This is a genomic window from Rhodanobacter sp. UC4452_H20, assembly GCF_052978205.1.
In genome coordinates this window covers 2357695-2370875 of sequence record NZ_CM129662.1, presented here as the reverse complement: position 1 = coordinate 2370875, position 13181 = coordinate 2357695, and the positions used below count along the sequence as shown (strand labels likewise).

The window sequence follows — 13181 nt, the reverse complement described above, 5'->3', positions numbered from 1 at the left end:
GCGCGACTTCCGTGGGCGCTCCACCCGGATCGAGGCGGCGCAGTGCGAGAATGGCCGCATGGTCGCGCTCAAGTATCTCCAGGCATACCCCGCCACGCTGCAGGGCAAGGTGCGCGCGCTGATTGCGCAGGAGCGCCTGGGCGAGCACCTGGCCAGGCGTTACCCGGCGCGCCACGACGTGCAGAGCGACAAGGCGCTGTATGCCTACGTGGCTGCCTTGAAACAGCAGCACATGAAGAATGCACCCGGCATCGACAAGGTGCTGTACGACGCCAGGCTCGACGTGCTGCGCAACGCGCTTGGCCTGCACACCGCGGTCTCGCGCGTGCAGGGCGGGCGGCTCAAGGCGAAAAAGGAGATCCGCGTGGCCAGCCTGTTCAAGGCCGCTGCGCCGGAGTTCCTGCAGATGATCGTGGTGCACGAACTGGCGCACCTGAAAGAGATGGAGCACAACAAGGCGTTCTACCAGCTGTGCACGCACATGTTGCCGGACTACCATCAGCTGGAGTTCGACCTGCGTGTCTACCTGACCTGGCGCGAGCTGCCGTCGAACGACACCACCCCCTCGCAGGCATGACGATGGACAGCGCGGCGTTGCAGAAATACCTGTTGCAGTTGTTCGAGCGCCACGACGTCGAGCTGGAAGCGGACGAGGACGGCTGGCTGGTCACCGACGGCGACTTTCCGGCGATCCGCGCTGCCTGGCATGCGGGTGCGGCGGGCGAGCCCGGCCGGCTCGACGTCGACGTGGTGCTGAGCGAGGAGCGCTACATCGAGGAGAGCTTCGCCGGAGCGGGCGGCGGCGACACCGGTTGCCGCGACGCGCTGCGCGCGTTCGAGCACGATGCGTTCCACCCGCTGCTGGCCGCGTGCTGGTACGTCACCGACGACCGCCGCATGCGCATTGCCGCGTGGGAGATCGGCGTGCGCACGTGGGACGTGTTCATCGGCCCGTTCGGTGCACGCGGCGCGGATGCCGCCAGCATGCCCACCGAGGCGCTGGCGTCGATCGAGGCGGCATTGAAGCGCGAAGCGCTCAGCCCCGAACTGCACTGGGTGCGCCTCGTGCACAGCCATGCCGCGGATGGCGATTCGCGCTGCGAGGCACTGCTCGACAACGAGCTGTGGACCGCCGGCACGCTGGCGCTCGCCAGCGTCGCATGGCCGCAAGCCGGCGACTACAGCGCGCGCTGTTTCCTGTTGCTGGACGTGCGCGATTATTGAACGGGCGCCACCCGCCGGGCACGCGCGAAGTCTTCCGGTTTGGGTGGTGAATCCCTGGCGGGCATGGCGCAGCGATAGCAAGCTGGCGCTACCGCAGATGCGGCAGCCACAGCATCATCGACGCGGCGAAGATGCCGGCCGCCGTCAGCAGCGTCGCGGCAAACAGGCTCGCGGCCATGGCCGTGCGTCCGCGCGACCCGCCTCGGTCCTGCGCGTGGAAGTAGAGCTGGAGCACGGCCAGCGGCAGCAGGTACTGGGCGAACGCGAGGGTGGTGAGCGCCGGCCCGGTGAACGTCTCCGGGTCGAAACCCGCCGGCCCCTGGTTCAGCAATATCCAGAACGTCAGGCCGATGCGGAAGAACCACACGCCGCTCACCGCCAGGAACAGGCGCAGCGCCCAGCGCCGATGCAGTGCGAAGCGACGGTCCATGGCGTGGCGCAACGCCATCGCCGCACACAACAGGATCAGGATCGCGTTGATGCTGATCGCGACGTGCTGCCATGGGCCGCCCACCTTGGTTCCCGTCCATACCATCGCCAGGCCACCCACGCCCATCACGAACGCCGAGGCGAGATAGATGCGTCCGTTCCAGCGATGGAAACGCGGGAACCGCCGCCGCACGCCCGTCGCCAACTGAAGCAGGCCGCCGATGGTGATCAGCGCCGCGAAAGCCAGGTGCGCGGCCACCGCGGCGTTGTGCAGCGGATCTCCCGCCACGTGGGCGCGTGGAAAGATCCGGTTCCAGGCGTCGAATTGGCCGAGCAGCGCGGTGCGGCCGTAAAAGCCGAACAGGTACGCGACGAAGATCAGCTGGCCCAGTCCGGCCACCACGAACCAGCCCGTCGCCGCGGCCTGCAGCACGGATTTTCCGTGCGCAGGTGGTCGCGTGCCAGCGAAGGCCGCCGCCGGTGAATTGCGTATCCGTGGATCGGAGGCGCAAAGGCTGTCGCTGGCAGGCGTCGTCGCGTCGGGCGGAGGAGTCATCGGGCCGGTTCCGGAGTGCATTGCCCGGCAGTGTTGCCAGTGGCGGCATTGCCGGGAACACGTCAGGCGACGGACGGCGGTTTGAGGTTGCCGAGGCACGGTGGGAGACGACGGCGAGCGCTGCCGCCGACCGGTTTCCCCGCGCGGCGGCCTGCGCGCCCGAAGTCGGAGGGCAGCGCCTCGACTTCCTCGCCCTCAAGTGCGAACGGATCTGGATCGGGTACGGCGGTACTGCGCGTCGCCGGTAGCGCGGGATGTTGTCCGGGAACGGGGGCCGTACCCGCCCGCGAGCGTGAAAGAAACAGGGCGCCCGCGGGCGCCCTGTTTTCTGCCGGGGGTCGCCCGCTCAGTTCGGCAGGGACAGATCGTCCAGCAGCGCCTTGAGGAAGCGGGCTGCTTCGCCGCCGGTGGCGGCGCGGTGGTCGAAGGTCAGGCTGATCGGCATGCGCCGGTGCACTTCGATGCCGCCCATCACCGCCACCACGTCGTGGCCGAGCTTGCCGGCGCCGATGATGGCGACGGTCGGCGGCACCACGACGGGCGTGGCGTAGCGGCCGGCGAACATGCCGAAGTTGCTCAGGCTGATGGTGTAGCCGGACAACTCGGAGGCGGGGATGGTGCGGTCCTCGACCTGCGTGCGCAGGCGCTTGATCGCGGTGCGGATGCCGGCCGCGTCGAGCATGTCGGCGTTGCGCAACGCCGGCACGAACAGGCCGTCGTCGGTGTCCACCGCGATGCCGATGTCCACCTGCGGGTGCAGCGTGCGGGTGAGGTTCTTGCCGTCGAACCATGCGTTCAGCGCCGGCACCGTCTTGCACGCGGCGACGATCGCGCGGATCAGGCGCGCGGTGATGTCCTGCTTGCCGATCCAGGCGTGCAGGTCGGCGTCGTCGACCAGGGTGGTCGGCACGACCTGCGCGTGGGCGTCGGCCATCACTCGGGCCATGTTGCGACGCACGCCCTTCAACTGTTCCGGCTGGCCGGTGGCGGTGACGCTCGGCGGCGCGGTGCGCACCGGCTTGCCGGCCAGCGAGACCGGTCCGCGCTGCGGCTCGGCCGGCGGCAGTTCGGGCGCCAGGTGGCGGCCGGCGGAAGCGGGCACGGCGCGGGCCGGGGCGGCACCGAGCGCGGCGGTGCCGTTCGCGGCGGCGTCCTTGACGTCCTTCATCGTGACCACGCCGCCGGCGCCGCTGGGGCTCACGCGGGAGAGGTCGACCTTGAGCTTCTTCGCCAGCGCGCGTACCGCCGGCACCGCCTTCACGCCGCCGATGCTGGCCGCCTGCTCGACGTGCACGGTGTTGCCGCTGACCATCGCGCCGACCACGGTGCCTTCGTCTTCGCGCTCCTTGCCGGTCTGCGCGATCTCGCCGCCTTCGTCCGAGGCGATCACCTGGTCGTCGGCGTCGTCCGGGTTCGGCGTGGGCGTGCCGGCGCCGGCGGCCGGCTTTTTCGGGCCGTGGTGGTGGCCGGTGGCCTCGGCCTCGGCGCGCTGCTTGGCGTTCGGATCGGGTTCGAACTCGGCCAGCGCGGCGCCGGTCTCGATGATGTCGCCGGGTGCGCCATGCAGCTTGACGACCTTGCCGGTGTAGGGCGAGGGCACGTCGACCACCGCCTTGGCGGTTTCCATCGAGCACAGCGGTGCGTCGAGCTTGATGGTGTCGCCCACCTTCACGTGCCACTCGACCACGGTCGCGTCGGGCAGGCCTTCGCCGAGGTCGGGGAGGTAGAACGTCTTGATGTCAGCCATTGGTTTTTCCGGGAATAGGGAATAGGGAATGGGGAATCGGAAGAGCGGGCGGGCATTGCGCTTTGGCTTTGCCCATTCCCTATTCTCTATTCCCGATTCCCGGCGGCAAGCTCAGCTTGCCGCCAACGTGCGCTTCGCCGCGTCGACGACGCGTTCCACGCTCGGCAGGTATTTCATTTCCAGGCGGAACAGCGGGATGTGGGTGTCGGGGCCGGTGACGCGTTCGACCGGGGCAAGCAGGTCGTACATGCATTCCTCGGCCAGGCGGGCGGCAATCTCGGCGCCGAAGCCGGCGGTCTTGGGGGCTTCGTGCACGATCACGCAGCGACCGGTCTTGGCCACCGACTCGGCGATGGTGTCGAAGTCCAGCGGGGTCAGCGTGGCCACGTCGATCACTTCGGCGCTGATGCCTTCGGCGGCCAGCGCGTCGGCCGCTTCGAGCGACTCCTTCACCTGCGCGCCCCACGTGACGATGGTGACGTCGCTGCCGTCGCGCAGCACGAAGCACACGTCCAGCGGCAGGGCTTCGCCATCGTCCGGCACCTCTTCCTTGTACTGGCGGTAGATGCGCTTGGGCTCGAAGAACATCACCGGATCGGGGTCGCGGATCGCGGCCAGCAGCAGGCCGTAGGCGCGCGCCGGGGAGGAGGGCAGCACCACGCGCAGGCCGGGGATATTGGTGAACAGGTGCTCGTTGGCCTCGGAGTGATGCTCCGGTGCGCGGATGCCGCCGCCCCACGGCGCACGCCACACGGCCGGCACGGTGAGGCGGCCGCGGGTGCGGTTGCGCATGCGTGCGGCATGGCAGGCGATCTGCTCCATCATCGGGTAGATGAAGCCCTCGAACTGCGCCTCGGCGACCGGCTTCATGCCCTGCACGGCGAGGCCGACGGTGACGCCGGCGATGGTGGTTTCGTCCAGCGGCGTGTCGAGCACGCGCAGTTCGCCGAATTTTTCCTGCAGGCCCTGGGTGGCGCGGAACACGCCGCCGTTGACGCCGACGTCTTCGCCCAGCACCACGACCGATTCGTCATGGGCCATTTCGTAGGCGAGCGCCTGGGTGACCGCTTCGATGAGAGTGATTTGTGCCATGGCTTAGTGGGCCTTCTGGTCAAGCGAGAGAACGTGGTCGCGCTGTTTTTCGAGGTCGGCGGGCAGCTCCGCGAAGGTGTAGTCGAACATCGCCGAGACCGGCTGGGTCCTGGTTTCCAGGTACGCGTTGACCTCGTTGTCCATCCACTCGTCGCATTCGGCCTTCCACGCCTCTTCCTTCGCGTCGTCCCACACTTTCTTCGCCACCAGCCAGTTGCGCAGGCGCTTCATCGGCTCCTTGGCCCAGGCTTCGTCGACCTCGTCCTTGCCGCGGTAGCGACGCGCGTCGTCGGCGGTGGTGTGGTCGCCCAGGCGATAGGTGACCAGTTCCAGCACGCTGCCGCCTTCGCCGTTGCGCGCGCGATCGAGTGCGTCCTCCATCGCCTTGCGCACCGCGATGATGTCGTTGCCGTCGACCTGGATGCAGAACAGGCCGGCCGCGATGCCCTTCTGTGCCAGCGTCGGCGCACCGGACTGGATCTTGCGCGGCACCGAGATCGCCCACTGGTTGTTGACGATCACCGCCACCAGCGGCAGGTTCTGCGCGCCGGCGATGTTGATCGCGCCGTAGAAATCGCCCTTGGACGAACCGCCGTCGCCGATGGTGCACACCGCCACGCGCTTCTCGCCGCGGATCTTGAACGCCAGCGCCGAGCCGGCCGCGTGCAGGCATTGCGTGGCGATCGGCACGCTCCACGCGAAGTCGTGGCGCGCCGGCTCCTTCTGGTAGTCGTTGCCGCGTTCGTCACCCCCCCAGTACATGTAGACCTCGCGCGGCTGCACGCCGCGATACAGCTGCGCGCCGTATTCGCGGTAGCTCGGTGCGTAGACGTCTTCGGGCTTCATCGCGCTGCCGATGCCGACATGGGCAGCCTCGTGGCCGAGGCAGCTGGCGTAGGTGCCCAGCTTGCCGGTGCGCTGCAGCGCGATCGACTTGGCGTCGAACACGCGGGTGGACAGCATCAGCTTGTACAGCTCGACCATGTGGTCGAGGTCCTTGGCGAAGGCCGGGAGATCCTTGCGGACTTCCTTGCCTTCGGCATCGAGGTACTGCAGGTATTCGATTTCAAACTTGGCGGCGATGGTCACGACTCGCTCCGGAGTGAGTACAGAGGAAAACCTGGTGGCGCATGTCCCGCCGGTTGCGATCGGGCCGCAAACGACTGCGCAAGACCGCGCTTGATAACAGGCTGGCATGTTGCACTGCAAGGTACAGTGCAGCATGCGTGGCGGTATGGAAGGGCGGTTGCGGAGCCCGAAACCCCTGCAGGAGAGCACTCCGTGCGCGATGCTTCCGCGAATCCCGGATTCCGTTCCGGAAAGCATCGCGCACGGGGAGGGCTGCGCCTCTGTCCTGGATCAAGGTTCATGCGTCGCCCCAGCCGTTACCATGCCCGTTTCCGATGACACGACGGAACACCATGAGCGACAACCAGCGCGATCTCGAAGCGGGCATCCAGACCGACCTCAACGGACAGATCACCTACGGCGGCTACCTGCAGCTGGACACCTTGCTGTCGGCGCAGCAGCCGCTGAGCAATCCGCCGCATCACGACGAGATGCTGTTCATCGTGCAGCACCACGTGGCCGAGCTGTGGATGAAGCTGATGCTGCACGAGCTCACCGCCGCGGTGGCGCACCTGCAGCGCGATGATGTCGATGCCTGCCTGAAGATCCTGGCGCGGGTGAAGCAGGTGCAGCGCCAACTGTTCGAGCAATGGGCGGTGCTGGAGACGCTCACTCCGTCGGAATACCTGGAGTTCCGCGGCGTGCTGGGGCCATCGTCGGGTTTCCAGTCGCTGCAGTACCGCAAGATCGAGTTCACCTTGGGCAACAAGAATGCCGCGATGCTCAAGGTGTTCGCGCATGACCCGGTCGCGCAGGCCGGATTGCGTGCGGTGCTGGAGGCACCCAGCCTGTACGACGAGTTCCTGCGCTACCTGTCGCGCCGCGGCCATGCGGTGCCGGCCGAGCTGCTCGATCGCGACTGGACCCAGCCCTACCGCCGCAACGCGGGCCTGCTGCCGGTACTCAAGCGCATCTACGAGGGCCGTGCGGATTTCTGGCCGGAGTACCACCTGTGCGAGCAACTGGTGGACGTGGAGGAGAGCTTCCAGCTTTGGCGCTTCCGCCACATGAAGACGGTGGAGCGCATCATCGGCCATCGCCGCGGCACCGGCGGCTCGTCCGGGGTGAGTTTCCTGAAGAAGGCACTGGACCTGGAGTTTTTCCCCGAGTTGCTCGACGTGCGCACCGAACTCGGCGTCTGACGACGGCGACTCGCTCAGCCGGAAACGGCGTCGAGCGCGTCGGCGTCGATGCCGAACTCGCGCGCCAGCGCCGCCGCGCCCAGCGGGGTAGGTGTCAGTGCGCGGCTGCTCGGCCGCCGGCGCAGCCAGCCGACCCGATCGATCATGCCGTGCGCCAGATCGCGTCCCAGCGTACCGCCGACGTGATGGCGGCGTTCGGTCCAGTCCAGGCATAGCCGGCCGCGCAAGGTGGCCGGGCTGTCGGCGGCCAGCAGGTCGAGCCGCTGCAGCGCGTCGCGTCCTGCCCGGCTGAGGCCGCAACCGTCGCCATCGAGTTGCAGCCAGCCGCGTTGCAGCAGCGATTCGCGCAACAGCACGCCGAGCTGGCCGGCCAGATGGTGGTAGCACAACCGCGCACGCCACAGCGACGGATCGCCCGGCCGCTGGCGCGGTGGCGGTCGTGGCATCAGGCTGGCCATCGCCTCCAGGGCGGCGGCCACGTCGGCATTGGCCAACCGGTAGTAGCGGTGGCGGCCCTGCGGCTCGACCGCGACGAAGCCCTCGGCGACCAGTCGCGCCAGGTGCGCGCTGGCAGTGGCGGCACTGATGCCGGCCAGTTGGGCCAGCTCGCCGGCAGGCAGGGCGACGCCATCCAGCAGCGCCGCGAGCATCGCGGCGCGGCTGGGTTCGGCCAGTGCGGCGGCGGGTTTGAACAGGTGTTCGGGCCAGACGGTTTTGCGCATGCCCGCAGTGTAAGTCGGCGGCCGCGGGGAGGTTTCGTCGCGCGACGAAGCATGGCGGTGGCGACGGTGCGCCGGCGTGCCGCGGGTTGACGGCGCGCCGTGGGCCGGTTACATCTTCGACGCAATATCTTGCGATCACGCCGGCCGCAGCCGGCGCATCACTCTCACGGAAACCCCATGACGACGAGCAACTCCACGGCCGCGCCGCTGCCGGAATACCCGCAACTGCTTGGCCACCCGCGACCGCTGTGGATGCTGTTCATGTCGGAGTTCTGGGAGCGCTTCGCGTTCTACGGCATGCGCTGGGCGCTCACGCTCTACATCGTGGCGCAGTTCTGGGACGGCAACGACGCCGGCCAGGCGGATGCCAGCCGCACCTACGGCGCGTACCTGGCGCTGGTCTACGCCACCGCGGTGTTCGGCGGCTACGTGGCCGACAAGATCCTCGGCTACCAGCGCTCGATCCTGCTCGGCGCGGTGGTGATGGCGGCCGGCCTGTTCATGATCATGCTGCCCAGCCACGAGGTGTTCATGCTGGGCCTGGCCACGATCATCGTCGGCAACGGCCTGTTCAAGCCGAACATCTCCTCGATGGTCGGCCAGCTCTACGCGCCGGGCGACTCGCGCCGCGACCGCGGCTTCACGCTGTTCTACATGGGCATCAACGCCGGTGCGCTGATTGCGCCGGTGCTGACCAGCATCCTGGCCAACAAGGTGTTCGGCACGCCCGGGCACCACAGCTACAACGTGGTGTTCGCCGCCTCCGGCGTGGGCATGCTGATCAGCCTGGTGTGGTTCTGGTTCGGCCGGCGCCAGCTCGGTCCGGTCGGCCGGCCCTCGCCGGAGATGGCCAACCCGATGCGCGTGGTGTACGTGGCGATCGGCGTGCTGGTGGCGATCCCGCTGGTGTACCTGCTGATGGATCGCGCCGGCGCGGTGGTGCTGCAGTGGCTCCTCACCGCGCTGTTCCTGGGCGTGGGCGTGATGCTGGTGATCGAGGCGATCCGCACCGGCCGCGTGCAGATCCAGCGGGTGATCGCGATGCTGATCATCTTCACCTTCAACGTGCTGTTCTGGATGTTCTTCGAACAGGCCGGCAGCTCGTTCAACTTCCTGGCGCAGCACATCGTGGATCGCGACCTGGGCGGCTGGATGTTCCCGATCGGCTGGTTCCAGTCGGTCAACCCGGTGGCGATCGTGCTGCTGGCGCCGCTGATCGCACTGGCCTGGGGCTGGCTGGACAAGCGGCGCATCGAGCCGTCGATCCCGCGCAAGTTCGGCCTGGGCCTGATCGGCAACGCGCTGGGTTTCGCGGTGCTGATGTATGCCTTGTCCAGCCTGGTCGGCGACAACGGCATGATTCCGCTGTGGACGCTGGTGCTGTGCTACGTGCTGCAGACCGCCGGCGAGTTGTGCCTGTCGCCGATCGGCCTGTCGATGGTGACCAAGCTGGCGCCGGTGCGGCTGGTCGGGCTGGGCATGGGCGGCTGGTTCCTGTCCACCGCGATCGGCAACAACCTGGCCGGCCTGTTCGCCGCCCACGTCAGCGGCGAGTCCGGCATGACCGTGGACTCGGCCCTCTCCGGCTACACCTCCGGCTTCTGGATCCTGCTCGGCGGCGGCGTGCTGCTGTTCCTGCTCGCGCCGCTGATCAACAAGCTGATGCACGGGGTTAGGTGAAGGCAGGGAATAGGGAGTAGGGAATAGGGAATGGTCAAAGCGGCAACGCGAAGCCTCGTCCCGCTCTTCCGATTCCCGATTCCCGATTCCCCACTCCCTGACTCTCAACCATTGACGCGACGCTTGGCGCCCGGTTACATCTGGGCGCTTGCGGCTGCCTCACGCATGCCGATGAAGGACTTGCATGAGCCAGACCGGTACCGTCGACGTCGTCCCGACGCCTGATTTCCCGCCATTGCTCGGGCATCCGCGACCGCTGTGGATGCTGTTCATGACCGAGTTCTGGGAGCGCTTCGCGTTCTACAGCGTGAGCTGGGCGCTGGCGTTGTACATCGTGGCCGAGTTCTACCACGGCGACAGTTCGGGCCAGGCGTGGGCCAGCGCGATCTTCGGTTCGTACACCGCGCTGATCTACGGCACCGGCATCTTCGGCGGCTGGGTGGCGGACAAGTTGATCGGCTATCAACGCACGATCCTGCTCGGTGCGGCGGTGATGGCGGCGGGACTGTTCGTGCTGGCGCTGCCCGACCGCGTGATGCTGCTGCTCGGGCTGGCGCTGGTGATCGTCGGCGACGGCCTGTTCAAGCCGAACATCTCCTCGATGGTGGGCCAGCTCTACGGCCGCGACGACCCGCGCCGCGACCGCGGCTTCACCCTGTTCTACATGGGCATCAATGCGGGCGCGCTGATTGCGCCGCTGCTTACCGGCTGGATGGCCGCGCAGTTCACCGCCACCCCGCTGGAGCAGAATTACCGGCTGGTGTTCATCACCGCCGGCGTGGGCATGCTGCTGAGCCTGCTGTGGTTCTGGTTCGGCCGGCGCCAGCTCAAGGGCGTGGGCCGGCCTGCGAACGGCGCGGAAAGCCGCTGGCGCGTGCTGTGGGTGGCGGCCGGCACGTTCGCCGCGGTGCCGGTGATGTACTGGCTGCTCTCGGGCATCGGCGCGCGCGGCCTGCAATGGGTGCTGGGTGCGCTGTTCGTGGTGGTGGCGGCGATGCTGCTGACGGAGGCGGCGCGGCACGGCCGGGTGCAGACCCGGCGGGTGATCGCGATGCTGATCATCTTCGCCTTCAACGTGCTGTTCTGGATGTTCTACTACCAGCTCGGCACCACCTTCAATTTCCTCGCCGAGAACCTGGTGGATCGCCGGCTGTTCGGCGGCTGGACCTTCCCGGTGGGCTGGTTCCAGTCGGTGAGCCCGCTGGCCATCATCGTGTTCGCGCCGCTGGTGGCGGCGGTGTGGGCGTGGCTGGACAGGCGCCGGCGCGAGCCCTCGATCCCGCGCAAGTTCGGCTTCGGCCTGGTCTTCAACGCGCTGGGTTTCCTGGTGCTGGTGTACGCACTGGGACAGCTGCTGGGCACCGACGGGCTGATCCCGTTCTGGCCGCTGGTGCTGTGCTACGTGATGCAGACCCTGGGCGAGCTGTGCCTGTCGCCGATCGGCCTGTCGATGGTGACCAAGCTGGCGCCGCCGAAGCTGGTGGGCTTCGCGATGGGCGGCTGGTTCCTGTCACTGGCGGTGGGCGGCAACCTGTCCGGCCTGTTCGCCAGCCGCATCACCGGCACCCACGGCCTCACCGCCAGCGCCGCACTCGACGGCTTCACCTTCAGCTTCTGGCTGCTGCTCGGCGCCGGCGCGCTGCTGCTCGCCATCGCGCCGCTGGTGAACCGGCTGATGCACGGGGTGCGTTGAGGCCGGGAATGGGGAATAGGGAATGGAGAATCGTCAAAGCTCACGCCGCGGCGCTGTGCTCTCCCATTCCCGATTCCCTATTCCCCATTCTCGGCCTTCAGGCCAGCAGCTTGTCCAGTATCCGCTCCAGCCACTGGCGCTCCTCGGCATCGAGTTTGGCCAGCACTTCACGTTCGCGGGCGCGGGCCATCGGGGCGACGTCGTCGTGGATGGCCCAGCCGGCGGCGCTGAGCTTGAGCACCGAGCGGCGCTTGTCGTTGTCGTGCACCGTGCGATCCACCCGGCCCGCGGCGACCAGGCGCGCCAGCGCGCGGCTCACCGCCACCTTGTCCATCGCCGTGCGCTCGGCCACCTCGCGCGCGGACAGCCCTTCGAAGCGGGCCAGCACCGCCATCACCCGCCATTCCGTCACCGAGAGATCGTGGCGGCTCTGGTAGTCGTCGGCGATCGTCTGGCTGATCGTGTTGGACAGGATCGACAGCCGGTAGGGCAGGAAGTGCTCCAGTTGCAACGGGGCGTGCTCGGCGCGGGCCGGCGTGCTCTTGTGGCGGAGGGACATGGACGGGTTCCTTGCAATTGGTTTCATTTGTAACTATAACGAAGGATTACCAGTGGTGATGGCACGCTCGTGGGCGGCCATCGTGCACCGACAATCAGGAGAGCGCCATGAACGCCCAGCCCAACCTTGGCATGCAGGTCAGCACCTTCGACAACCCGATGGGGATCGACGGCTTCGAATTCGTCGAGTTCGCCGCGCCCGCCGGTCGTGCCGGGGAGCTGCACGAACTGTTCAAGCGGATGGGCTTCGCGGCAGTGCTGAAACACAAGTCGCGGCCAATCACCGTCTACCGGCAGAACGGCGTGAACTTCCTGGTCAACGAGGACCCCGATTCCTTCGCCGCGGATTTCGCCAAGGCACACGGCCCCAGCGCCTGCGGTTTCGGCATCCGCTTCCGCAAGCCCGGCGCGCAGGTGCTGCAGGCGGTGCTCGACAACGGCGGCGAGCAGGTCGGCCACAAGGAAGCCAGCAAGGCGGTCAACGCGGCGGTCATCAAGGGCATCGGCGACTGCATGCTGTACCTGGTCGACCGTTACGGCAACCTCGGCAGCATCTACGACGCCGATTACGTGGCGATCGCGGGGGCGGAGCAGAACCCGACCGGGTTCGGCCTCACCTTCATCGACCATCTCACCCACAACCTGTACTTCGGCAACATGCAGAAGTGGTCGGACTACTACGAGAAGCTGTTCAACTTCCGCGAGATCCGCTACTTCGACATCAAGGGCGCCAAGACCGGCCTGGTCTCCAAGGCGATGACCGCGCCGGACGGCGTCGTGCGCATCCCGCTGAACGAGTCGAACGACCCGAAGAGCCAGATCAACGAATACCTCGACGCCTACCACGGCGAAGGCATCCAGCACATCGCCTGCTTCACCGACGACATCTACGCCACGGTGGAGAAGATGCGCGCGTCCGGCGTGGAGTTCCTCGACACCCCCGACACCTATTTCGAGGTGATCGACGAGCGCATCCCCGGGCACGGCGAGGACGTGCCGCGGCTGGCGAAGAACAAGATCCTGATCGACGCCGACAAGGAAACGAAGAAGCGCCTGCTGCTGCAGATCTTCACCCAGAACTGCATCGGCCCGATCTTCTTCGAGATCATCCAGCGCAAGGGCAACGAAGGTTTCGGCGAAGGCAATTTCCAGGCGCTGTTCGAGTCGATCGAGCGCGACCAGATGAAGCGCGGTTTCCTCTGAGGAGCGG

The 13181-nt window shown here is 67.6% G+C and carries 12 protein-coding genes; 6 read left to right on the top strand and 6 right to left on the bottom strand.

Translation table 11 applies throughout. The features are described 5' to 3' along the window. The first annotated feature begins 58 nt into the window (after positions 1-58). The gene (locus ACVCMC_RS11200; protein ID WP_447097343.1) at positions 59-577 is read left to right on the top strand and encodes a YgjP-like metallopeptidase domain-containing protein; all 519 of its coding nucleotides are present in this window, start codon (positions 59-61) and stop codon (positions 575-577) included. 2 nt (positions 578-579) lie between these two features. Then, positions 580-1224, top strand: coding sequence for a DUF6348 family protein (locus ACVCMC_RS11195; RefSeq protein ID WP_447099490.1), 645 nt, complete (start codon positions 580-582; stop codon positions 1222-1224). A gap of 88 nt (positions 1225-1312) precedes the next feature. Here ACVCMC_RS11195 and ACVCMC_RS11190 read toward each other — a convergent pair whose 3' ends face one another. From ACVCMC_RS11190 to pdhA, 4 genes are all read right to left on the bottom strand, one after another. After that, positions 1313-2086, bottom strand: coding sequence for a DUF2306 domain-containing protein (locus ACVCMC_RS11190; protein WP_447097342.1), 774 nt, complete (start codon positions 2084-2086; stop codon positions 1313-1315). 469 nt (positions 2087-2555) lie between these two features. Then, positions 2556-3956 carry a dihydrolipoamide acetyltransferase family protein gene (locus tag ACVCMC_RS11185; protein WP_447097341.1) on the bottom strand — a complete coding sequence of 467 codons (1401 nt, stop codon included), beginning with the start codon at positions 3954-3956 and terminating at the stop codon, positions 2556-2558. 111 nt (positions 3957-4067) lie between these two features. Further along, positions 4068-5048, bottom strand: coding sequence for an alpha-ketoacid dehydrogenase subunit beta (locus ACVCMC_RS11180; RefSeq protein WP_447097340.1), 981 nt, complete (start codon positions 5046-5048; stop codon positions 4068-4070). A 3-nt stretch (positions 5049-5051) separates the two neighbouring features. Continuing rightward, positions 5052-6137 (bottom strand): pyruvate dehydrogenase (acetyl-transferring) E1 component subunit alpha, encoded by a 1086-nt coding sequence (pdhA, locus tag ACVCMC_RS11175; RefSeq protein WP_447097339.1) that lies wholly within the window; start codon positions 6135-6137, stop codon positions 5052-5054. A gap of 332 nt (positions 6138-6469) precedes the next feature. Here pdhA and ACVCMC_RS11170 point away from each other — a divergent pair, with 332 nt between their 5' ends. Continuing rightward, a complete protein-coding gene (locus ACVCMC_RS11170) occupies positions 6470-7318 on the top strand; it encodes a tryptophan 2,3-dioxygenase (protein ID WP_395116249.1) in 849 nt (282 codons plus the stop codon). 14 nt (positions 7319-7332) lie between these two features. Here the strand turns inward: ACVCMC_RS11170 and ACVCMC_RS11165 are convergent, their stop codons facing one another. Further along, positions 7333-8040 carry an ArsR/SmtB family transcription factor gene (locus tag ACVCMC_RS11165; protein WP_395116251.1) on the bottom strand — a complete coding sequence of 236 codons (708 nt, stop codon included), beginning with the start codon at positions 8038-8040 and terminating at the stop codon, positions 7333-7335. Positions 8041-8217: 177 nt separating this feature from the next. Between ACVCMC_RS11165 and ACVCMC_RS11160 the strand changes: the two genes are divergently transcribed. Together ACVCMC_RS11160 and ACVCMC_RS11155 are read left to right on the top strand one after the other, a co-directional pair. Beyond that, the gene (locus ACVCMC_RS11160; protein ID WP_395116253.1) at positions 8218-9720 is read left to right on the top strand and encodes a peptide MFS transporter; all 1503 of its coding nucleotides are present in this window, start codon (positions 8218-8220) and stop codon (positions 9718-9720) included. 184 nt (positions 9721-9904) lie between these two features. Beyond that, on the top strand, positions 9905-11413 hold the full coding sequence (locus ACVCMC_RS11155; protein WP_447097338.1) for a peptide MFS transporter: 1509 nt from the start codon (positions 9905-9907) through the stop codon (positions 11411-11413). 97 nt (positions 11414-11510) lie between these two features. On the opposite strand, the gene ACVCMC_RS11150 is transcribed toward ACVCMC_RS11155, so the two are convergent. Further along, positions 11511-11972: a MarR family winged helix-turn-helix transcriptional regulator gene (locus tag ACVCMC_RS11150; RefSeq protein ID WP_395116257.1), complete on the bottom strand. Its 462-nt coding sequence runs from the start codon at positions 11970-11972 to the stop codon at positions 11511-11513. Between the two features lie 107 nt (positions 11973-12079). Here ACVCMC_RS11150 and hppD point away from each other — a divergent pair, with 107 nt between their 5' ends. After that, positions 12080-13174 (top strand): 4-hydroxyphenylpyruvate dioxygenase, encoded by a 1095-nt coding sequence (hppD, locus tag ACVCMC_RS11145; protein WP_447097337.1) that lies wholly within the window; start codon positions 12080-12082, stop codon positions 13172-13174. Positions 13175-13181 lie beyond the last annotated feature (7 nt).